Origin of the sequence: Gordonia sp. UCD-TK1 (assembly GCF_001691435.1) — a bacterium.
GTDB classification, from domain to species: Bacteria; Actinomycetota; Actinomycetes; order Mycobacteriales; family Mycobacteriaceae; genus Gordonia; species Gordonia hongkongensis.
Genome location: NZ_LZMP01000016.1, coordinates 60,174 through 80,402 on the forward strand (window position 1 = coordinate 60,174; position 20,229 = coordinate 80,402).

Annotated in this window: 22 protein-coding genes; 13 read left to right on the forward strand and 9 right to left on the reverse strand. The window is 68.7% G+C overall.

Annotated features, from left to right (window positions below):
* Positions 1-53 precede the first annotated feature (53 nt).
* From A9310_RS11165 to A9310_RS11180, 4 genes are all read right to left on the reverse strand, one after another.
* Positions 54-248: a hypothetical protein gene (locus A9310_RS11165; protein ID WP_065630670.1), complete on the reverse strand. Its 195-nt coding sequence runs from the start codon at positions 246-248 to the stop codon at positions 54-56.
* Entirely contained in the window at positions 245-970 is a 726-nt protein-coding gene (locus tag A9310_RS11170; RefSeq protein WP_065630671.1) for a haloacid dehalogenase type II, read from the reverse strand. The genes A9310_RS11165 and A9310_RS11170 overlap by 4 nt, the downstream gene beginning before the upstream one ends.
* Complete coding sequence (locus tag A9310_RS11175) at positions 967-1,974, reverse strand: metallophosphoesterase (protein ID WP_058251079.1); 1,008 nt, start codon at positions 1,972-1,974, stop codon at positions 967-969. The genes A9310_RS11170 and A9310_RS11175 overlap by 4 nt, the downstream gene beginning before the upstream one ends.
* Positions 1,975-2,058: 84 nt before the next feature.
* On the reverse strand, positions 2,059-4,506 hold the full coding sequence (locus tag A9310_RS11180) for a penicillin-binding protein (RefSeq protein WP_065630672.1): 2,448 nt from the start codon (positions 4,504-4,506) through the stop codon (positions 2,059-2,061).
* A 322-nt stretch (positions 4,507-4,828) separates the two neighbouring features.
* Between A9310_RS11180 and A9310_RS11185 the strand changes: the two genes are divergently transcribed.
* On the forward strand, positions 4,829-5,137 hold the full coding sequence (locus A9310_RS11185; protein WP_004022078.1) for a WhiB family transcriptional regulator: 309 nt from the start codon (positions 4,829-4,831) through the stop codon (positions 5,135-5,137).
* A gap of 220 nt (positions 5,138-5,357) precedes the next feature.
* On the opposite strand, the gene A9310_RS11190 is transcribed toward A9310_RS11185, so the two are convergent.
* Together A9310_RS11190 and A9310_RS11195 are read right to left on the reverse strand one after the other, a co-directional pair.
* Positions 5,358-6,452, reverse strand: a complete 1,095-nt coding sequence (locus A9310_RS11190; protein WP_065630673.1) for an ArsA family ATPase — start codon at positions 6,450-6,452, stop codon at positions 5,358-5,360.
* The gene (locus A9310_RS11195; protein ID WP_058251082.1) at positions 6,452-7,522 is read right to left on the reverse strand and encodes an ArsA-related P-loop ATPase; all 1,071 of its coding nucleotides are present in this window, start codon (positions 7,520-7,522) and stop codon (positions 6,452-6,454) included. The genes A9310_RS11190 and A9310_RS11195 overlap by 1 nt, the downstream gene beginning before the upstream one ends.
* A gap of 43 nt (positions 7,523-7,565) precedes the next feature.
* Between A9310_RS11195 and A9310_RS25600 the strand changes: the two genes are divergently transcribed.
* The 8 genes from A9310_RS25600 to A9310_RS11230 all read left to right on the forward strand — a co-directional run bounded on the left by A9310_RS25600 (position 7,566) and on the right by A9310_RS11230 (position 14,291).
* Positions 7,566-7,730, forward strand: coding sequence for a DUF4177 domain-containing protein (locus tag A9310_RS25600; RefSeq protein ID WP_004022081.1), 165 nt, complete (start codon positions 7,566-7,568; stop codon positions 7,728-7,730).
* Positions 7,731-7,732: 2 nt separating this feature from the next.
* The gene (locus A9310_RS11200; RefSeq protein WP_058251083.1) at positions 7,733-8,206 is read left to right on the forward strand and encodes a RidA family protein; all 474 of its coding nucleotides are present in this window, start codon (positions 7,733-7,735) and stop codon (positions 8,204-8,206) included.
* An 8-nt stretch (positions 8,207-8,214) separates the two neighbouring features.
* Positions 8,215-8,976, forward strand: coding sequence for a TSUP family transporter (locus A9310_RS11205; RefSeq protein ID WP_065630674.1), 762 nt, complete (start codon positions 8,215-8,217; stop codon positions 8,974-8,976).
* 187 nt (positions 8,977-9,163) lie between these two features.
* Positions 9,164-10,663: an MFS transporter gene (locus tag A9310_RS11210; protein ID WP_368072716.1), complete on the forward strand. Its 1,500-nt coding sequence runs from the start codon at positions 9,164-9,166 to the stop codon at positions 10,661-10,663.
* Positions 10,660-11,895, forward strand: coding sequence for an MFS transporter (locus A9310_RS11215; protein WP_065630676.1), 1,236 nt, complete (start codon positions 10,660-10,662; stop codon positions 11,893-11,895). The genes A9310_RS11210 and A9310_RS11215 overlap by 4 nt, the downstream gene beginning before the upstream one ends.
* Before the next feature lie 40 nt (positions 11,896-11,935).
* A complete protein-coding gene (locus A9310_RS11220) occupies positions 11,936-12,172 on the forward strand; it encodes a hypothetical protein (RefSeq protein ID WP_058251086.1) in 237 nt (78 codons plus the stop codon).
* Between the two features lie 77 nt (positions 12,173-12,249).
* Positions 12,250-13,392, forward strand: coding sequence for a flotillin family protein (locus A9310_RS11225; protein WP_065630677.1), 1,143 nt, complete (start codon positions 12,250-12,252; stop codon positions 13,390-13,392).
* Positions 13,393-13,469: 77 nt separating this feature from the next.
* Positions 13,470-14,291, forward strand: coding sequence for an MBL fold metallo-hydrolase (locus A9310_RS11230; protein ID WP_065630678.1), 822 nt, complete (start codon positions 13,470-13,472; stop codon positions 14,289-14,291).
* A gap of 94 nt (positions 14,292-14,385) precedes the next feature.
* Here A9310_RS11230 and A9310_RS11235 read toward each other — a convergent pair whose 3' ends face one another.
* Together A9310_RS11235 and A9310_RS11240 are read right to left on the reverse strand one after the other, a co-directional pair.
* Entirely contained in the window at positions 14,386-15,060 is a 675-nt protein-coding gene (locus tag A9310_RS11235) for a Crp/Fnr family transcriptional regulator (protein WP_065630679.1), read from the reverse strand.
* Between the two features lie 179 nt (positions 15,061-15,239).
* Positions 15,240-15,503, reverse strand: coding sequence for a hypothetical protein (locus A9310_RS11240; protein WP_058251089.1), 264 nt, complete (start codon positions 15,501-15,503; stop codon positions 15,240-15,242).
* A gap of 333 nt (positions 15,504-15,836) precedes the next feature.
* Between A9310_RS11240 and nth the strand changes: the two genes are divergently transcribed.
* The 4 genes from nth to A9310_RS11260 are packed head-to-tail and all read left to right on the forward strand — an operon-like array spanning position 15,837 to position 19,250.
* Positions 15,837-16,526, forward strand: a complete 690-nt coding sequence (gene nth / locus A9310_RS11245; protein WP_223258841.1) for an endonuclease III — start codon at positions 15,837-15,839, stop codon at positions 16,524-16,526.
* Entirely contained in the window at positions 16,523-17,227 is a 705-nt protein-coding gene (locus A9310_RS11250) for a TlpA disulfide reductase family protein (RefSeq protein WP_065630680.1), read from the forward strand. Before nth ends, A9310_RS11250 begins: the two co-directional genes overlap by 4 nt.
* Positions 17,224-18,060 (forward strand): CoA pyrophosphatase, encoded by an 837-nt coding sequence (locus tag A9310_RS11255; RefSeq protein WP_065630681.1) that lies wholly within the window; start codon positions 17,224-17,226, stop codon positions 18,058-18,060. Before A9310_RS11250 ends, A9310_RS11255 begins: the two co-directional genes overlap by 4 nt.
* Positions 18,057-19,250, forward strand: coding sequence for a MarP family serine protease (locus tag A9310_RS11260; protein ID WP_065630682.1), 1,194 nt, complete (start codon positions 18,057-18,059; stop codon positions 19,248-19,250). Before A9310_RS11255 ends, A9310_RS11260 begins: the two co-directional genes overlap by 4 nt.
* Here A9310_RS11260 and A9310_RS11265 read toward each other — a convergent pair.
* On the reverse strand, positions 19,165-20,229 hold the full coding sequence (locus A9310_RS11265) for an alpha/beta fold hydrolase (RefSeq protein WP_065630683.1): 1,065 nt from the start codon (positions 20,227-20,229) through the stop codon (positions 19,165-19,167). The genes A9310_RS11260 and A9310_RS11265 overlap by 86 nt on opposite strands.

Sequence of the window (20,229 nt, forward strand, 5' to 3'; positions counted from 1 at the left end):
AGAAGAGACCCGACCTGGAGAAATCCGGTCGGGGTCTCCTCGTCTCTGCGGGGTCACTCCGGGTCCTCGTCCGACGACGACCGGCCCCCGATGTGGGCCAGGATGATCGGATCGTCGGTGACGACGCGGTCCACCTCCTCGCCACCGTCGCAGCGCAGCAGACCCAGGGTGATTCCATCCGGTCCGTGATGGACCACCCGCCACGACGCCCCCGAATCCTCCCAGCGCAGCAGGTCGTCGAGGGTCATCGGGACGGGCCGGTCACCGACGGGCTCAGCTGCTGCGCGAGGTCGAGGAGATCCGTCGCGTGGAAGTCGTTGTCCGGCGAGCCGGAATCATCCTTCTCGTCCCCGCCCCACTCGTCCGGCCGCTCGACGAAGGCCGTCCGCAGGCCGAAGGAGCGCGCGGCGTCGAGATCGCTCTGGTGGGTGGCCACCATCATCACCTCGGCGGGCTCGACCTCGAGCAGATCCGCCAGCCCGCAGTAGGTCTCGCGCGCAGGTTTGTAGTGCCGCCAGAGGTCGGACCCGCCGATCACGTCCCAGGGGAACGCGTTGTGCCGGGCCATGTCGGTGAGCAGCGCGACGGTGCCGTTGCTCAGTGCGCAGACGATGTGATCGCGCCTGAGGAGTTGCAGACCCTCGACCGCGTCCGGCCAGGCGGGAATCGTCCGCCAGGCTCGGACGAGGGTGCGGGTCTGCTCGTCGTCGAGTGTCAGCGCAAACAGCGAGGCGACGTCGTGCAGCGTCTCGGTCTGCAGGTCGTCGAGGCGGCGCCACGGCAGTTCGCCGGATTCGACGCGAGCCAGGATCGGCGAGTACCGGCGTCGCCACTCCTTGGCGAACGCCGCGGCGTCGACCCCCGGCGCGACCGCGTCGACGGCACCGGAGATCCCGGTGAACCAGTCGGTGACCGTCCCGAAGGTGTCGAATGCCAGGACCTTCACACGGGGATGAAGGTCAACGCTCACATGGTCTCCCGGGCCAGCTGCGGGAGCGACTGGTCGGCGTCGTAGTCGGCATCACCGTGCGACACAGGTGTGAGGGTGAGCAGGCTGGCCTCGGGGCGGCAGCAGAAGCGTGCCGGGGCGTACGGGGACGTGCCCAGACCCGCACTCACGTGGAGCTTCATCGACGACCCCCAGCTCGACGGACCCTTGACCCGGGAGCGATCCAACTGGCAGTTCGTCACCAACGCGCCGAAGAACGGCAGGCAGAGCTGGCCGCCGTGCGTGTGTCCGGCCATCACGAGGTCGTAGCCGTCCGCGGCGAACCGGTCGAGGACCCGCGGTTCGGGGGAGTGGGTGAGTCCGAGCCGCAAGTGTGCCAGCGGGTTCGGGCGGCCCGCGATCGTCTCGTAGCGGTCTCGCTCGATGTGGGGATCGTCGACGCCGGCCGCGACGACCCGCACGCCGCTGACCTCCAGCTCGCGGACCGTGTGCGTCGCGTCGAGCCATCCACGCTCGGTGAACGCCGCACGCAGATCCTGCCACGGCAGGGGCTCGCCGTGCGTGCGCTGATGGTCCTTCTTGAAGTACTTGAACGGATTCTTCGGCTTGGGGCCGAAATAGTCGTTGGACCCGAAGACGAACAGGCCGGGCCGCGACAACAACCCACCGAGCGACTGGATGACCGACGGCACGGCCTGCGGGTGCGCGAGGTTGTCCCCGGTGTTGACGACGAGGTCGGGTTCGAGCGCCTCGAGCTCGGCGATCCACGCCTGCTTGAGGCGTTGGTTGGGCATCATGTGCAGGTCGCTGATGTGCAGGACACGTAACGGCGAGGCGCCCGGTTCGAGAACGGACAGCGTCGTGTGTCGCAACGCAAAGGCGTTGCGCTCGATCACCGTCGAGTAGAGCAGTCCGGCGGCGGCGAGCCCCGCCGCGCCGGCCAGAGCGCGCGCGGGTACCCCGGAACCGGACGGACCGAGGCGAGAGATGCCGAGGCGTGCGATGTCGAGTTCGGAGTGCTGCATCACCCCAGAATACGCATCCCCCACGACGATCCCGCCCCGGTTTCGTGAGCAGCGCGGGCGGGGCGTCGATTGTCTGATCGCGGGTCAGCCGGGTAGCTGGATCACCACCGGGCCGACACCGGGTACCACGACGGTGGTCTCGGTGGGGCCGCCCTCGTCCCCGCCGGCGCGGCGGCCGTTGCTGACGTAGATCGTCACGGTGCTGCCGGGCATGGCCGAGTCGGACGGTGCGGTGAAGACCACGGTGCCCTGCGGGCGTCCGCTGTCCACGTCGAGCTCGCTGACCTTGAACCCGGCACCCTGCAGGCGCGATGTGGCCTCGCTGGCGGGCAGGCCGCTGACCTGCGGGATACGGCCCCGGTCGCTGCCGTTCCAGTACTCGCGGTCGATCGGGGGCAGGTTGACGGGGCCGAACTTCGTCGCCACCGGTTTGACGGCCTGGAACCAGGTGCGCGCCGGTTCCATGCCGCCGTAGAGGTCGCCGTCGTAGCAGGAGCGCAGCGGACTGCTGCAGACGCCCTGCGGGTTCGGGCCGTCGCTGTAGACGTACGCGGCGCCGGCGATCTGGTTGGTGAACCCGACGAATGCCGAGGAGCGGTGCGCTTCCGTCGTGCCGGTCTTACCCGACATCGGCAGCGTCCAGCCCGCGGAGCCCGCGGCACCGGCCGCGGTGCCGGCGCCCACGTCGTCCTTGCTCATGGCGTTGGCCAGCGAGTGTGCCAGGCCTTCGTCCACGACCTGCTCGCACGGAGGTGGCGTGAACGGCACCGCGGTCAGGGCGCGCCGGCCGTCCGGTCCGATGACGGGGTTGCCGTACTGGTCCCGCTTGATCTGGCTGATCGACTTGATCGGGTTGGGCGGGCACCAGGTGCCGCCCGACGCGATGGTGGCGGCGACGTTGGCGAGCTCGAGGCCGTTGAGCGGTAGCGGGCCGAGGGTGAAGGAGCCGAAGTTCCCGTCCTTGACGTACTGGGCCATGCTCTTCTCGCCGTAACCCGACGACCCGGGGATGGTGTACGAACGCAGGCCCAGGCGAACGGCCATGTCGACCGCCGGCTTGACGCCGACCTGCTGCAGCAGCTTCACGAAAGCGGTGTTCGGCGACTGTGCCAGGGCGTTCGTCACCGACATCGACGCCGGGTAGCGGCCGTCGTTCTTGACGCAGTACGCATTGGCGGGACACCCGTTCGCCCCGCCGCTGTTGCCCATGCCCTCGACGGCGATGGACCCGGGGACGGGGATGGTGGAGCCGGCGCCGAGACCCTTCTCCATCGCGGCGGCGACTGTGAAGATCTTGAATACCGACCCGGCACCGTCGCCGACCATCGAGAAGGGTTGCGGCTGCATCGTCTCGCCGCGGTTGAGATTGAGACCATAGTCGCGGCTCGACGCCATCGAGAGCACGTCGTGCGATTTCTTGCCCGGACGCAGGGTGCTCATCACGTCGGCGACGCCGTCGGCGGTCGGGCTGGCCTGACTCTTCACCGCGCGGACCGTGGAGCGCTGGACCTCGGGGTCGAGCGTGGTCTGGATGATGTAGCCGCCGCGCAGGACCGAATTGCGGGACATGCCGTTCTCGGCCAGGAACTGCAGGGCGTAGTCGCAGAAGAAGCCGTTGTTGTCGGCCGCGATGCAGCCCTGGGTCGGGGTCCGCGGACTCGGGAGCACGCCCAGGGGTGCCTCCTTGGCCGCGACGAGCTCGGCGCGTCGTTCCGGGAAGTTGTCGATCATCGTGTCCAGCACGATGTTCCGGCGCGCGAGGGAGGCTTCGGGGTTCGAGTACGGATTCAGCGCGGAGCTGGACTGCACCATGCCGGCCAGCAACGCGGCCTGCTCGACCCGCAGGTCCTTGGCGGGGATGCCGAAGTAGGTCTGCGCGGCGGCCTCGATGCCGTAGGCGTTGTTGCCGAACGGGACGACGTTCAGGTACCGCGTGACGATCTGCTTCTTCGCCTCCTGCTTGGCGGCGGCGTCGTCGAGTCCCTTGTCGCGTTTGGCCTGGTCGATCAGGGTCTGCTCGAGGGTGAGCGCCATGCGCACCTCGCGGAGCTTGCGCGCGGGCGTGGTCTCGATCGCGGCCTGGCGGTCCGCCTCGGTCCGTGCGAGCACCAGGAGCTGATAGTTCTTGATGTACTGCTGGTCGAGCGTCGACGCACCCTGCTGGACCTCGCCCGACGACGAGTTCTTCAGCGCGGCACGGATGGTGCCCTTCCAGTCGACGCCGTCGTGTTCCAGGAACCGGCGGTCCTCGACGGAGATGATCGCCCGGATCATGTCGGGCGAGATGTCGTTGTAGCCGACCTGATACCGGTACTGGTCGAACAGCACCGCGATCGGCTTCCCGTCGACGTCGGTCATCGTGGTGACCTCCGGCAACGTGCCGTTGAGCAGTTCGGAGGACACGTTCTCGACAGCGGCCGCCGCCCGGTTGGAGACGACGCCGATTCCGCTGGCCACGGGGTAGAGCAGGCCGGCGACGAGAACTCCGGCCAGCAGGATCGCCCACGCCAGCGACCACAGTTTCTTCGACATCACCCCGACAGGATACGTGCGTTGGTTCCGAACATCGTCCTGCCTCGCCCGCGGCATCGGCGCAGCGTGGTCCCGAGCCGACGGTCGGGGTGCCCGCGGGTCGCCGGGCGGAGGTGCCGGAGGCCGCCGTCCGCGGGCCGTCCGTTCGGGTGAGTTTGCACGGTTGTCCCACTTTGTTCGCTCCAGGGGTTGCGCCCCCAAGCACAGATCCCTAGATTGAGTGCAGAATGTGACTCACTTAACAGTTCGCTGCAAATGTGGCTTGAGCAGCGAGGTTGAGACGTTCTCGCAGCTACGCAGATACGACAGGTAGGGGTGGCGGATGGCGACAGCGGCAGTTTCCAACGAAGAGGATCGCTTGGCGTGGGTTGCTCAGGCGCGTTGCCGAGGGGGAGACCCTGATGATCTGTTCGTGCGGGGCGCGGCCCAGCGCAAAGCCGCCACGATCTGCCGCCACTGCCCGGTGCAGCTCGAATGCGGTGCCGATGCACTCGACAACCGCGTCGAGTTCGGCGTCTGGGGCGGACTGACCGAACGTCAGCGTCGCGCACTCCTCCGCCAGCACCCCGAGGTCACGTCCTGGTCGGCGTTCTTCGCCGCGCAGCGCCGGCGTCATCGCGACGCCGTCTGACCTCTTCTCCGCCGAGCCGTGTCGAGTGTGGTTTCGACACGGCTCGTCGCACGCTCCTCGCCTGCTCAACCAGCGGGGGGCTCGTCGCACGCTCCTCGCCTGCTCAACCAGCAGGGTGCGGTCTCGGCGCACGCCTCGCCTGCTCAACCAGCGGGGGACAGGCTCGTCGCACGCTCCTCGCCTGCTCAACCAGCGGGTGACTGCTGGTCGCGCTCGGTGATCAGCCGCGGCCGGTGATCTGCTCGGCCACCGCGCGCAGGGCGGTCACATCGGCCACCTCGAACGGCAGCGCCGGGACCCCGACGATCGGCACCCGCGGGTGCGACGCCGTGAACCGTTGCAGCAGATGGAGTTCGCGCTTCCCGGTGGCGGCCCGATCCGCGTGAATCCGGAGTACACCGCGAGCTAGTTCGTCGTTGACCGATTCGAGGGCGACCAGCGCTGCCTCCTCGTGGATCGACGTCAGGTTCGGGTGGGTCCGGTTGAGGATCAGTCCGGCAAGCGGCATCGACTCCTCGGACAGGCGGTCGACGAAGAACGCGGCCTCCCGCAGGGCATCGGCTTCGGCCGCAGCCACCACCGCGAACTGGGTGCCCGGCTGTTTCAGCAGGGCATAGGTCTTCGCGGCGCGGTCCTGGAAGCCGCCGAACATCGAGTCCAGTGACTGCACGAAGGTCGCCACGTCGCGGAGCATCTCGCCGCCGATGATCGTCGAGACACCACGCATGGCCAGGCTCATCGCGCCGGTCACCATCCGGCCGACGCCGCGGCCGCCGCCGACCAGCACCTTCATCAGACGCCCGGACAGGAACGACCCCAACCGCTGCGGGGCGTCGAGGAAGTCCAGTGCGTTGCGCGACGGCGGGGTGTCGACGACGATCAGGTCCCAGTGGTCCTGCTCGAGGAGCTTGCCGAGCTTCTCCATCGCCATGTACTCCTGCGTCCCGGAGAACGACGAGGCGACCGTCTGATAGAAGGCGTTCTGCATGATCGCCTCGGCGCGTTCGGGAGTGGAGTACTCGAGCACCATCTCGTCGAAGGTGCGTCGCATGTCGAGCATCATGGCGTCGAGCGTGCCCTTGCCGTCGATCGAGACCGGCTGCGGGTCGTTGGTGAGTTCGGACATCCCGAGCGACTGCGCCAGGCGCCGGGCCGGGTCGATCGTCAGCACGGCCACGGTCCGGCCCTGTTCGGCGGCGTACATCGCCATCGCGGCAGCAGTCGTCGTCTTGCCGACTCCGCCTGCGCCGCAACAGATCACGACGCGGGTCGCGGGATCGGTGAGCACCGCGCCCATCTTGAGATCGAGTGGCATCACGCACCCGCTTTCTGGAGGAGGTCGGCCAACTCGTAGATCGACCCCAGGTCGACGCCGTCACCGAGGGACGGCAGTTCGAGCGTCGGCATCTCCACCTCGTCGAGCTGCGCCTTGGCGATCTGCTGCGCCTGCAGGCGGGTCGCGTGCTCGATCGTCTCGGTGAGCAGGCCGGCCAGGTCCCCGTCGGCGAGCTTGAGTCCGGCGGCGGTGAGGCCGTCCTCGACACGCCCCGCGTCGACCCGACCTTCGGCGATCTCGTCGATCACCTCGGCGGGCAGATGGGGTTCGCTGACGCGGTTGATGACGAGACTGCCGAGGTTGAGGTTCTTGCCCCGCAGTTCGTCGATCGCCTCGATCGTCTCCTGGATCGGCATCGCCTCGAGGAGCGTCACCAGGTGGATGATCGTCTCCTCCGAGTGGAGCAGGCGGACGACACCTTCGCTCTGGTTGCGGATCGGGCCGGTCTTGGCGAGGTCGGCCATGGCCTGGGTGACGTCGAGGAAATTGCCGATCCGGCCGGTCGGCGGCGCGTCGACGACCACCGCGTCGTACACGCGGTTGCCCTGCTTGTCGGTGTGGATGATGCGCTCTTTGATCTTGCCGGTGAGCAGGACGTCGCGGAGTCCGGGAGCGACGGTAGTCACGAAGTCGATCGCGCCGATCCGCTTCATCGCGCGGCCGGCGAAGCCGAGGTTGTAGAACATGTCGAGGTACTCGAGAAGGGCGTGCTCGATGTCGATGGCCAGCGCGGACACCTCGCCACCGCCCTCGGCGGTCGCGATGCGGGTGTCGGTGGGTGGCAGCGGCGGGATGTCGAAGACCTGCGCGATGCCCTGGCGACCCTCGGTCTCGACGAGGAGGACCTTCTTGCCGTCGGCGGCGAGCGCGAGTGCGAGCGCCGCGGCGATCGTGGTCTTGCCGGTGCCGCCCTTGCCCGTCACGAAGTGCAGGCGAGCGCGCGCGGCGGCCGCCGGCCACTCGTTCTCGCGCGCGACGGAGGAGTTGTCTGTCACGCCGGAATCGAGCGCCTCGCCCGACCCGGATCGTGAGCCCTGTTCGTTGGCCACCGCAACACCTTATCCATTGACCGTCGCCAGATAGGGTGAGTCCATGAGTGAAGTGACCGCGTGGGAATACGTGACCGTGCCGCTGCTGACGCACGCCACGAAGCAGATCCTCGATCAGTGGGGCGCAGACGGTTGGGAACTGGTTTCGGTTCTGCCCGGTCCCACCGGCGAGCAGCACGTCGCTTACCTGAAGCGACCGAAGGGCTGACCATGGCGACCACGTGGACCGATCGTCTGGCCGAACTGGGCATCGAACTCCCGTCGGTGGTGCCACCGGTGGCGAGCTACACCCCGGCCGTGCGCACCGGCAACCTCGTCTACACCTCGGGACAGCTGCCCATCGTCGACGGCGAACTGTCGGCGCGGGGCAAGGTCCATGAGGGCGCCGAAGGCGTCGTTCGGCCGGATGAGGCGACTGCGGCAGCTCGGGTCTGTGCGCTCAATGCCCTCGCCGCGATCCACGCGCTGGTCGGGATCGACTCGGTCGTCCGGGTGGTCAAGGTCGTGGGGTTCGTATCGTCCGCACCGGGTTTCACCGGGCAGCCGGCGGTGATCAACGGGGCGTCGGACGTCCTCGGTGAGATCTTCGGCGACGCCGGCGTGCACGCCCGGTCCGCTGTCGGCGTCGCCGAACTCCCGCTCGGTGCACCGGTCGAGGTGGAACTGATCGTCGAAGTGGCCTGACGTCTCCGTTGGACGTCGCGCTGCTGATCGCGGCGGCCGCCGCGGCCGGGTGGGTCGACGCCGTGGTCGGCGGCGGTGGCCTCGTGCTGATCCCGGCGATGCTGATCGCCCAGCCGGGGTTGCCGATCGCGACGGCCCTGGGGACCAACAAGCTGGCGGCGGTCTTCGGGACCGCGTCGGCAGCGTGGCGTTACGTGCGACACGTCCGGATCGATCTTCGTCGCCTGATCCCGGTGTTCGTTGCGGCGCTCGTCTTCTCGGCCCTCGGCGCGACGGTGGCCGTCGTCCTGCCCACCGAGATCTTCACGCCGATCGTGCTGGTCATGCTGGTCGGGGTCGGACTGTTCGTCGCGCTCAATCCCGGCTTCGGGACTGACGCGTCGACGGGACCGCGCTCGCGCGTCTCGACGATCGCGGGTCTGGTGCTGGCCGGTGTCGTCGTGGCCTTCTACGACGGGGTGATGGGTCCTGGGACCGGTACCTTTCTGATCATCAGCCTGACCGCGCTGGTCGGGACGAGTTTCCTGGAGAGCTCGGCGATGGCGAAGGTCATCAACACCGGTACCAACCTCGGCGCCCTCACGGTCTTCGGCCTGCAGGGAAATGTGCTGTGGCTCTTGGGTCTCGGCCTGGCCGTCGCCAACATCGTCGGCGCCCAGATCGGCTCGCACATGGCGATCGGCCGCGGCAGTTCGTTCGTGCGGTGGGTCCTGCTGGCCGTCGTCGTCGTGATGGTGGGGAAGCTCGGGTACGACCTGATCGTCGGCTGAGGTGGCCGGACTCGGCGGACAGCGCTGTGGAACGGCATCGGCCGAACTATGCTCTCCTCGTCGACCCCGCAGCGGACGGGTCGCGACCCGATCGTCGTAGAGGCGGTGCATCATCAGCGATTCGACGGCTTCCGAGGCCGCGACGCCGCTGTCGGGAAAGCAGCGGGTCCTCGCGCTGCTCCTCGCGATGGCGATGTTCGTTCTCGTCGTGGACACCTCGTTCATGAATGTGTCCATATCGGCGGTGGTCCGTGATCTGGACACGACCGTGAGCGGTGTGCAGTCGGCGATTGCGCTCGAGGCGTTGGTGTCCGCCGCGTTCATCCTGATCGGGGGCAAGGTCGGGGATCTGATCGGTCGCCGGCGGGCCTACGTGATCGGTTTGCTCGCCTATGCCGTGGGCGCGTCGGCCATGGCGCTCGCACAAGGTCTCACGACGATCATCGTCTTCTGGGCGATCGTCGGCGGGATAGGGGCTTCCCTGCTCCTGCCCGCGATGCAGTCGCTGGTACACGGCAACTTTCACGGCGGCGACCAGAAGCGGGTCTACGCCCTCGTGGGCGCCGCCGCCGCGATCGCGGCCGCCGTCGGCCCGCTCCTGGGCGGTTTCATCACCACATACCTGTCCTGGCGGATCGCCTTCGTCGGTGAGGTCGTCATCATCGCGATCGTGTTGTGCGGCATCGGTTTGGTCCGCGACGTCGAGTACACGGGTCCACGGGGAGTCGACCCCGTCGGTGCTCTGCTCTCGGTGCTGGGAATGGGTGGGATCGTGCTGGGGATCCTCGTCTGGCAGGAGGGCGGTGAGGCCGTCGGCATCCTGCTGGTCCTGGGTGCCGCGGGTCTGGGCGGACTGACCTGGTGGCTGACCCGCCGGCGGCGCGCCGGGCGGCCCACGCTATTGGACCCGGACCTGTTTCGCTCCAAGCCGTTCCGCCTGGGCGTCAGCCAGCAGTTGCTGCAGCAGATCGCTCTCGGCGGCATCATGATCTCGCTGCCGATCTATCTGCAGATGGTCCTCGAGTACGACGCCATGGAGGCCGGGTTGTCCCTGGCGCCCCTGTCGCTCAGCATGTTCGCGGTCGCGCTGGTCGCCGGTCGGCGGACACACACCCGGCCCCCGTCGACGTTGGTGCTCATCGGTTTCGGCTTGCTCACGCTCGGGGTCGGGGTTCTGCTCCCGATCGTGCCGCGGGCGGACTTCGGCTGGGGTCTCGTCGTGCCACTCGTCGTGGCGGGTGCCGGCCTGGGGCTGCTCGTCTCGCAGCTGAACGACTACACGCTCGGGCCGATGAGCGACGAGCGTGTGAGCGAGGCGGCCGGAACCAACTCTGCGGCCGGATCATTCGGTCTGTCCTTCGGACTCGCGAGTGCCGGTGCGATCCTGTTGGCCTCGCTCGCCTTCGGATTCGCGCGCGAGGCAGAGTCCAGCGAGGTCCTGGCGCCCGCGGAACAGCAGCGGGTGGCGCAGGTGCTCGACGACGACGCACAGGTCATGAGCAATACACAACTGACCGAGTTGCTGGCCGGGCAGCCCACGGACGTAAGCGACGAGATCATCCGGATCAACACCGAAGTCCGGCCGGTCGCGCTACAGGTGGCGCTGGTGGTCCCACTCGCTGCGGGTGTTCTCGGCACGATCAATTCGCTGCGGATGCGGAGCAGACCCGGTCGTCCGCGATCATGAGTGAGAACGTCGCTCTGCAACGGCGGACCATCGTCCTGCTGTGCACGGCCCAGATCCTGGCCGGCCTGTCGATGGGCGGAGCCCTGGCGCTTGGGGCGATCCTCGGTGAGGAACTGTCGGGAACGGCGTCCCTCGCCGGCATACCGACGACCGTGGTCACGCTGGGGGCCGCGGCCGCCGGTCTCCCGTTGGCGTCCCTGGCCGCCGGACGCGGGCGGCGTCCCGCGTTGACCACGGGCCTGGTGATCGCCGGGGCCGGTTCGCTGGTCGTGGCCGCCGCCGTCGATCGCGGCTGGTTCGCGTTGATGCTCGTCGGGATGGCCGGGGTGGGGTCGGGCACCGCGGTGAGCCTGCAGGCACGTTTCGCGGCAACGGATCTGTCGTCGGCCGGCACTCGTGGCCGCGACCTCTCGCTCGTGGTGTGGACGACGATGGTCGGCGCGGTGATCGGGCCGGCGGTGGTCCCGATCGGCGCCACCGTCGCCGGGTGGTTCGCGATGGCCGATCTGTCGGGTCCGTTCCTCGTGGGTGCGGTCGGGTGCTTCGGGGCGGCGGCCGTGCTGTTCGTCGGCCTCCGCCCCGACCCGCTGGTCGTGGTGACCTGCGAAACGGACGGGGGTCGTGTCAAAGTGTCGCTGGCCGAGGGGCTCTCGGCGATCACGCACTCGCCGCCGGCGCGGGCCGCGATGGCCGCGGTGGTGTCGGCGCACGCGGTCATGGTCGGGGTGATGGCGCTGACGCCGGTCCACATGCATCACGGGGGCGCCTCGGTGACGCTGGTCGGCCTGTCGATCAGCGCGCACATCGCCGGGATGTACGCGCTCGCACCGGTGATGGGCCTGCTCGCCGACCGGACCGGCCGGATCCCGGTGATCCTCGGCGGTCAGGCGACACTCGTCGTCAGCTGCGTCGTCGGATTCGTCTTCGCGGAATCGCAGACGGGTCTCGTCGTCGCGCTGGTCCTGCTCGGCGTGGGATGGTCGGCGTCGACGGTGGCGGCCTCCACGCTCCTCACCGACAGTGTCGACACCGCGCGACGCGCACCGGCGCAGGGGGTTTCGGACACCGCGATGAGTCTGGCCGGCGCGGCCGCGGGCGCGCTCTCCGGACTCGTCGTCGGGGCCTTCGGCTACGGGGTTCTGGTGCTCGGCGCCGCCGTGATCGCGGTGCTCACGGCGGCCTACGTGGTGCTCGACGGTGTCCGCGACCGACGACGGACCGCCATGGCCTAGGGTTCGACACACGGATCGGGGACACTGGGGAGGCCGTCGGATGGCAGCATCGCAACTCGTCGGGCGTACCGGGACGGTGACGATGTCGATACCGGGCGGCGAACTCCTCGGGGAGATCGAACTGCCGTTGGCCGGCGGAACCGAGCGGTTCCTCGCCCGCGCCGCCGCACCGATCGGGCTCGACGCGCCCGTTCTGGTCATCGCCGAACGTTCCGGCCGAGTCGTCGATGTCGAGCCATGGGTACCGGTCCCCGGCACGGCGAACCGAACCATGTGAACAACCGATCGTCGAAAGGTCCCGGATGCGGCAGGATCTGACGTCGACACATATCGCCTGCCGCTCGAGGAGAGACCATGCTCGGCTACTACGTTCCCGAACCCGATGAGGCGATGCTGATCTCCGGCGCCAAGTCCGACTTCGACGATGCGCCATTCGTGGTCGTCGTCGGGCACGGGAAGTGGGTCATGCCCTTCTTCCGGAAGGTCCGTTTCCTGTCGATGGCGTTGCACGAGGCGACTATCCGAGAGGTCTGTGTGACGACCCAGGGCATCCAACTCAACGTGCGGGCGGTCATCGCCCACAAGGTCGGCAATGACGTGGCGTCGATCGTCAACGCCGGACAGCGCTTCATCTCCGAGCAGGAGAACGAGATGAATCAACTGACCGGACAGATCTTCTCGGGTCACCTGCGTTCCATCGTGGGCTCGATGACCGTCGAGCAGATCATCCGCGAGCGCGACACCCTGGCCCGTCAGGTGCTCGACGCGTCCAAGCGTGAGATGGGATCGATCGGTCTCGTCGTCGACTCGTTCCAGATCCAGTCGATCGACGACATGGATTCCGGTTACATCAACGCGCTGGCTGCCCCGAACATCGCCAAGGTGCAGCGCGAGGCGGCGGTCGAACGTGCTCGCGCCGACCAGGAGTCGGCGAAGGCGCAGCAGGAGTCGCTGCGGAACCAGGCCGACTACGAGCGGGAGACCGCGATCAAGCGGGCTGCGATCAAGGCCGAGACCGACAAGGCCAATGCCGAAGCCGCCCAGGCCGGTCCGCTCGCGCAGGCGCGGGTCAACCAGGAGGTCATCCGCGAACAGTCCGTGCTCGCGCAGGCGCAGGCCGAACTGCGTGAGCAGGAGCTGATCTCCGAAGTGGTGAAACCGGCCGAGGCCGAGGCGTTACGACGACAGATCATCGCCGAGGCGGAGGCCAAGGCGGTCGAGATCCAGTCGGCGGCCGCCGCACAGCACAACCGCATCGCCCTCGATCAGCAGCTCATCGAGGCCCTGCCCACGCTTGTCGGCGAGGTCGCCAAGGGCCTCAGCACCGCGAACCTCACCGTGTACAACGGGGCCGAGGGCGTCAACGAGATCATGACCGGTGTGATCACCCAGGGCGCCGCGCTGCTGCGCAGCCTGCAGGATCAGGTGGCGCCCACGGTGGTGGACGGGTCGGCCAGCGAGCAGTCCGTGAACGGTGCAACGGTCGGCGGGGTCTGACCCGGGGATCGACTCGGCATGGTCGGATCGTCGGGCTTCGCCCGGTTCCTCGCACCGAGTGGATAGGCTCGGGGACCATGAGCTCACCGAACGACGCCGCACCCACGCACCCTGCCTACGGGGTGCTGCGGGAAGTGACCCCCTTCGCGTCGGTCCTGCTGTGCGACAACTCGGGGATGATGGAACTCGACGGCACGAACACCTACGTGCTGCGCGCTCCCGGCAGCGAGGAATGCGTGGTCATCGACCCGGGACCGCCGAAGTACAAACACCACGCCCGGCGCCTCGCCGAATTGCCCGGGGTCGCACTGGTCTTGGTGACCCACCGGCACTTCGACCACACCGGCGGGGTGTCGCGCCTGCACAAGCGCACGGGTGCGCCGGTACGCGCTCGGTTGGAGAAGCACTGCCGCAACGGGGCGCCACTGCGGGATCGTGAGGTGATCGAGGCCGCGGGTCTGCGGATCACGGTGCTGTTCACCCCGGGACATACGGGGGATTCCGTCAGCTTCCTCGTCGAACACGACGGACAACGTGCGGTCCTGACCGGCGACACGATCCTCGGGAGTGGCACGACCGTGCTCGATCCCGCCGACGGCGGGTTGCGCGACTATCTGAACTCGCTGAACCGTCTGATCGTCGAAGGGGAAGGAGCGGCACTGCTCCCGGCGCACGGTCCGGACCATCCCGATCTGGGCCCCGTCGCGCGGTACTACAAGGCGCATCGCGAGGAGCGGATCGACCAGATCGTCGCCGCTCTGGACACGATGGGTGTCTCGGCCCGCGACGCGAAGCCGATGAAGGTGGTGCGCAAGGTGTACTCCGACGTCGACAAGAAGCTGTGGCCCGCCGCGCGGATGTCGGTGAAGGCGCAGTTGGAGTATTTGCGCGAGGCCTGACCCTTCGAGGCTCGCTTCGCTCGCACCTCAGGGAGCGCGGAGAAGCGAAGCCGCCCACTCCCGGAGGAGCGAGCGGCTTCGTGGTGAACTCGAGTCAGCGCGCGCGGCGCGCGAGACGCTCGGAGTCGGCGATGAGCACGCTCTTGCCCTCGAGGCGCAGCCATCCGCGCTGGGCGAAGTCGGCGAGCGCCTTGTTGACGGTCTCGCGCGATGCGCCGACGAGCTGGGCGATCTCTTCCTGGGTCAGGTCGTGGGTGACGCGCAGCGCGCCGCCCTCCTGGGTGCCGAAGCGCTGCGCGAGCTGCAGGAGCTGCTTGGCGACGCGACCGGGCACGTCGGTGAAGATGAGGTCGGCGAGATTGKTGTTGGTGCGGCGCAAGCGGCGTGCCAGCACGCGCAGCAGCTGCTCGGCGATCTCCGGACGGTCCTTGATCCACGCCTTCAGCGCGTCACGGTCCATCGACACCGCGCGGACCTCGGTGACCGTCGTCGCCGACGAGGTACGGGGGCCGGGATCGAAGATGGAGAGTTCGCCGAACATGTCGGACGGGCCCATGATCGTCAGCAGGTTCTCGCGTCCGTCGGGCGAGCGTCGGCCGACCTTCACCTTGCCGGACATGATGATGTAGAGCCGATCGCCGGGCTCGCCTTCGTGGAAGATCACGTGTCCGCGAGGGAAGTCGGCGGGCTGAAGCTGCTTGGTCAGCGCCGCGACGGCGGAGGGCTCGACGCCCTGGAATATGCCCGCCCGCGCCAGTACTTCTTCCACCTAGGGAACCTTTCTCGAATCTCTCTACAGCCCGCGTCAGATCGCGCCGTTGGCTACGCTACCCCGCGCACAAGCATATGTGTTGGATGGGTCACTGGAAGCTCATTGCGGGTGTGTCCGATTGGCGGAGTGTCGACGCGGTGGTCGGGCGGTACGGAAGCGGGGGTGGCGACGGCCGGTCAGCTGGCCCGCTGCGGCGATTCGGTGTGGCCGGACACCGCTGATTCGTGACGGGTGACCCGTCGGTCGCGGAGTTCGTCGAGCGCGGCCGGCATGCCCTCGCGGGCGAGGGTCTGGACGTTCTGGGCGTCGGCCGAGTCGAGGAAGTCCTCCACCTCATCGCGTGAGACCGCCGAGCGGTCGATCCGGGACTGGACCTTGTCCATGCCCATGGCGAACAACATGAGTACAGCCGGGAACAGCAGCGCCGCGAGACCGTGCATGGGGACAAGTAAACACAATCGACCCGCCCGGAACCGCATCGAGAGGGCCGCCGTCATTGACTTGTTACCTGACCGTAGGTTGCGCGTGAGCACGCCGATGTGGCCGTGACCAGCCCTTCGCCCAGGGCGAACACGCGGTTCTGACCTGCGGTGATGTTCCATTCAGGGGGTGTGTGAGAGTGCTTCGCCCCGTGTCGGGGGCCAGCGGAATCGGGCTTCGCCGTGCGCATCGCTAACCTGAATCAGGTGAGCGCACGCAAGTCTGCGGCCGCGGGACCGACCCCGGCACGCAAGCAGGAGACCCATCTCGGATTGGTCCGGCGCGCTCGGCGGATGAATCGGACCCTCCAGGTCGCCTTCCCGCACGTGTACTGCGAACTCGACTTCACCGACCCGCTCGAGCTCTCGGTGGCGACGATCCTGTCGGCGCAGTGCACCGATGTGCGCGTGAACATGACCACCCCCGCGCTGTTCGCCAGGTATCGGACGGCCGCGGACTATGCCGGGGCGGACCGCACCGAGCTCGAGGAGATGATCCGTCCCACCGGCTTCTACCGGAACAAGGCGAACTCGATCATCGGACTCGGGCAGGCGCTCGTCGAGCGGTTCGACGGGGAGGTCCCGGACAATCTGAAGGATCTGGTGTCGCTGCCCGGGTTCGGGCGCAAGACCGCGAACGTGGTGCTGGGCAACGCCTTCGGTGTGCCAGGCATCACCGTCGACACCCACTTCGGCCGCCTGGTCCGGCGCTGGCAGTGGACCGAGGAGACCGATCCGGTGAAGGTCGAGCACGCCGTCGGCGAGCTGATCGAGCGGCGGGAGTGGACGGACCTGTCGCACCGGGTGATCTTCCACGGCCGACGGGTGTGTCATGCGCGCAAGCCGGCGTGTGGGGTGTGCGTCCTCGCCAAGGACTGTCCGTCGGTGGGCACCGGACCGATGGACAAGACCGAGGCCGCGGCCCTGGTGAAGGGGCCGGAGACCGAGCATCTCCTCGCGCTGGCCGGGATCGCGGCCCCGTGAGCGAACCAAGCGGCCCGGCGTCGCCCCGGGGTTCTCGTTTCCCGCCCGCCGCGCGATGGACCGTGGTCTTCGTGGTCGTGATGATCGCGCTCATCGTGGCGATCTGGCCGCGCGGGGACGATCCGTCGCCGATGTCGAGCGCACCGCCCTCGTCGAGTGGAGTCCGCCCGATCGATGCGCCGGTGGACGAGGCGCGTCTGGCGGAGGCGCGCAGCACCGCCGACCTGCCGGACTGCCCGGTCACCGGACTGCCGGAGTCGCCGGACTCCGTCCTCGACGGCGTCGTCGAACCCTGCTTGAGCACCGGAGCGCCCTACGACCTCGGTGCCTCGACGGCCGGCCGGCCGCTCGTCATCAACGTCTGGGCGCAGTGGTGCGGTCCGTGCAAGACCGAGCTGCCCTACTTCGAGGAGTTCGCCGCGCGGGCCGGCGACCGGGTCACCGTGCTGGCCCTGCACGCCAAGGAAGGCGGTAGCAACCCGTTCTTCCCGCTGACGCTGCTCACCGAGATCGGAGTCCGCTTGCCGTCCGTGCTCGACCTCGACGGAAAGGTGGCCGCGGCCATCAACGCGCCCAGGGTGTTCCCCTCGACCGTCTTCCTTCGACCCGACGGCACGGTGGCCGAGGTCTATCCCGGTGTCTTCGACAGTCCGGAGGAGATCGCCGATTCGGTGGCCGAGCATCTGGGCGTGCGGATATGAGCGGGCGTTCGCGCGCCGATGCGGGACCGCTGGTCCCGAGGGACGAGATCCCGCCGTGGCTGCGGGCGTTGACCGACGATGTCAGCGCCGTCAGGAAAAGCGTCGACAACCGCGGCGGGGATCGATCGCGCTGGGCGTCGATGTTGCCGACCAACTCCCGGTCGGCGGCCGTTCTGATCCTGTTCTCGGGTTCGTGGGAGTCGGCCGACGATCATCCCGGCGGGGTGCCGGCCGACGCCGAGGTCCTGCTGACCGAGCGCGCTCCCACCCTTCGCCAGCACAGCGGGCAGGTCGCGTTCCCCGGGGGCGCGGCCGATCCCGGCGACGACTTCCCGGTGGGCACCGCGCTGCGCGAGGCGGCCGAGGAAACCGGCCTCGACGCATCCGGGGTGACCATCCTCGCGACCCTGCCGAGCTTTCCCGTCGGGGTCTCGGGCTTCGACGTCGTCCCGGTGATCGGTTACTGGCACCGCCCGAGCGAGGTGCGCGTCGTCGACCAAGGCGAGACCGCGCGCGTGGACCGGATCAAACTGCGCGAGTTGCTGAACCCGGACAACCGGTTCCAGGTCCGCCGCAAGGCGGTCGGCATCGTCTACAAGGGGCCCGCGTTCTTCGTCGACCAGTTGCTCGTCTGGGGATTCACGGGTGGGCTCATCGCCGCCATCAGCGAGGTGTCCGGCTGGGACCGTCCGTGGGACTCCGCCGACGTTCGTTCGTTGGAGAAGATGATCGAGCTCGCCGGGAGCCGGCAGGAATCCGGGTTCGCGGAGCTGCACCCGGACGACCGCGACGTGGTCGACGCCGGTAACGCCGAGCCCGGAGGTACCCGATGACCGGCTCGACGTGGGTCGACATCATCGTGATCGGCATCGCCCTGCTCGCGGCGGCCAGCGGGTACCGGTCGGGTGCGGTCGCCTCGGCCCTGGCGTTCATCGGAGTCGCACTCGGCGCCGTAGCCGGTCTGCTGCTCGCGCCCCGCCTGATCGAGCAGTTCGACGATCTGCAGGTGCGGGTGCTCGCCGGGATTCTGGTGCTGGTCGTGCTCGTGGTCGTCGGCGAGGTGGCCGGCATGGTTCTGGGACGTGCGGCTCGCGGTGGCATCCGGTCGCCCGGGCTGCGCGCCGTCGACAGCGGAGTCGGCTCGCTCTTGCAGGTGGTCGCGGTGTTGCTGGCCGCGGGCCTGCTGGCGATCCCGCTGCGCGAGTCCGCCGACCCGGCGATCGCCGGGGCGGTTCGGGACTCGAAGGTGCTCACCGGGGTCGACGCGGTGTCGCCGCAGTGGGTCGACGACATCCCGGACGACTTCAAGGCGCTCCTGGACAGTTCGGGACTCCCGAAGCTCCCGTTCGTCAGCACCCCGTCGACGAACGTCGACCCTCCCGATCAGGCGCTGGCCGAACTGCCGGTGGTGACGCAGGCGCGTCCCAGCGTGGTGAAGATCGAGGGCGTGGCACCGAGCTGCCGACAGGCTCTCGAGGGGAGCGGGTTCGTCGTCTCTCCGGAGCGCGTCATGACGAACGCGCACGTGGTCGCGGGCACCGAACGGCTGGAGGTCCAGACCTCGACGGGGGCGCAGCTCCCGGCGCGCGTCGTGCTCTTCGACAGCGAGAACGACATCGCGGTGCTCGACGTCCCGGGCCTCCGGGCGCCGGCCCTGCGGTTCGCCTCACGCCCCGCGTCGACCGGGGACGACGCCATCGCACTCGGTTTCCCCGAGGCCGGACCGTTCTATGTGAGTCCGCTGCGGGTGCGTGCGGTCTTCGCCCACACCGGTGACGACATCTACCGGACCGGGCAGGTGACCCGTGAGGTCTACGCCGTCCGTGGTCTGATTCGGCAGGGCAATTCGGGTGGGCCGCTGCTGAACTCGGACGGCGAGGTGCTCGGTGTGGTCTTCGGCGCGGCCGAGAATGCCGCCGACGAGACCGGTTTCGTGCTCACCGCCCGCCAGGTGCGCTCCGACTTCGACGAATCCGAGCGACGAAGCGAGCGGGTGAGTACGCAACGCTGCGTCCTCGCCTGACCTTGCGGGCCGATCGGCGGGGGACGTCGGCGGTGGGTGCGGGTTCGTGGCGTAGGAACTCGAGGATGTGCTCGGTCACCGTGGCCGGTTGTTCTTGATGGACGAAGTGGCCGCTGCCCTCGACCTGCCGATACGTCTGGTGCGCGGCCCATCGGTGACTGTCGGCAATCGCGTCGTCGAGGATGTACGGGTCGTCGCGGCCTCGGAGGGCCAGCACGGGGAGATGCAGCCGCTGGTCCATCAGTTCCATGAAGCGGGCGCCGTCGGGCCGGAACTGCGAACGGAACGCCCAGCGCCGGTACTCCAGGCTGCAGTGCGCGACGTTGGGGATCAGCATGGCCGACCGGTTGAGTTCGACGGTGTGCGCGTAGTCGGGTTCACCGCGCCAGGGGGCAGACGACCGTTCCGCGAAGTAGTCGGACACGAAGGCCGCGTCGTCGCGGGTGACCTGCCGTTCACCGAGGCGGGGGATCTGGTTGCGCAGGAACAGAGGTAAGAACTGTGCGCGTTGTGCCTTGTCGCGCAACACGCGTCGACGCAGGGCGCGGGGGTGCGGGGACGCGATGACGACGATCCGGTCGACGACGCGTGGGTGCAGCGCGGCGGTCGCCCAGCAGACCAGGCCGCCGTCGGAGTGTCCGATCAGGGTGGCCCGGGTGTGYCCGAACGCGCGGACGAGGCCGTTGGTGTCGCCGGCCAGGGTCCAGCCGTCGTAGCCGCGCGGTGGTTTGTCGGTGTCGCCGTAGCCGCGGAGGTCGACTGCGACGGCGCGAAAGCCGGCGTCGGTGAGCGCGGTCAGCTGATGTCGCCAGCTCCACCAGAACTCGCCGAAACCGTGCAGCAGCAGTACCAGCGGGCGGTCATCGGCGGGAACGCCGGCGGGCTGGACGGCGTGGAAACGGACTCCGTTGGCGCGGACGTCGAGATGCTCCCAATCACCCGGGAGACGAACGGTCGAGGGGTCGGGCTCCTCGCTCAC

Excerpts from the sequence above, each read along its gene's own strand:
- A9310_RS11180 (WP_065630672.1), bottom strand. The coding sequence starts at position 4,506 with ATGTCGAAGAAACTGTGGTCGCTGGCGTGGGCGATCCTGCTGGCCGGA.
- nth (WP_223258841.1), top strand. The coding sequence starts at position 15,837 with ATGAATCGGACCCTCCAGGTCGCCTTCCCGCACGTGTACTGCGAACTC.
- A9310_RS11260 (WP_065630682.1), top strand. The coding sequence starts at position 18,057 with ATGACCGGCTCGACGTGGGTCGACATCATCGTGATCGGCATCGCCCTG.
- A9310_RS11190 (WP_065630673.1), bottom strand. The coding sequence starts at position 6,452 with ATGCCACTCGATCTCAAGATGGGCGCGGTGCTCACCGATCCCGCGACC.
- A9310_RS11165 (WP_065630670.1), bottom strand. The coding sequence starts at position 248 with ATGACCCTCGACGACCTGCTGCGCTGGGAGGATTCGGGGGCGTCGTGG.
- A9310_RS11200 (WP_058251083.1), top strand. The coding sequence starts at position 7,733 with ATGGCGACCACGTGGACCGATCGTCTGGCCGAACTGGGCATCGAACTC.
- A9310_RS11255 (WP_065630681.1), top strand. The coding sequence starts at position 17,224 with ATGAGCGGGCGTTCGCGCGCCGATGCGGGACCGCTGGTCCCGAGGGAC.
- A9310_RS11175 (WP_058251079.1), bottom strand. The coding sequence starts at position 1,974 with ATGCAGCACTCCGAACTCGACATCGCACGCCTCGGCATCTCTCGCCTC.
- A9310_RS11215 (WP_065630676.1), top strand. The coding sequence starts at position 10,660 with ATGAGTGAGAACGTCGCTCTGCAACGGCGGACCATCGTCCTGCTGTGC.
- A9310_RS11220 (WP_058251086.1), top strand. The coding sequence starts at position 11,936 with ATGGCAGCATCGCAACTCGTCGGGCGTACCGGGACGGTGACGATGTCG.
- A9310_RS11230 (WP_065630678.1), top strand. The coding sequence starts at position 13,470 with ATGAGCTCACCGAACGACGCCGCACCCACGCACCCTGCCTACGGGGTG.
- A9310_RS11240 (WP_058251089.1), bottom strand. The coding sequence starts at position 15,503 with ATGCACGGTCTCGCGGCGCTGCTGTTCCCGGCTGTACTCATGTTGTTC.
- A9310_RS11225 (WP_065630677.1), top strand. The coding sequence starts at position 12,250 with ATGCTCGGCTACTACGTTCCCGAACCCGATGAGGCGATGCTGATCTCC.
- A9310_RS11185 (WP_004022078.1), top strand. The coding sequence starts at position 4,829 with ATGGCGACAGCGGCAGTTTCCAACGAAGAGGATCGCTTGGCGTGGGTT.
- A9310_RS11210 (WP_368072716.1), top strand. The coding sequence starts at position 9,164 with ATGGCGATGTTCGTTCTCGTCGTGGACACCTCGTTCATGAATGTGTCC.
- A9310_RS25600 (WP_004022081.1), top strand. The coding sequence starts at position 7,566 with ATGAGTGAAGTGACCGCGTGGGAATACGTGACCGTGCCGCTGCTGACG.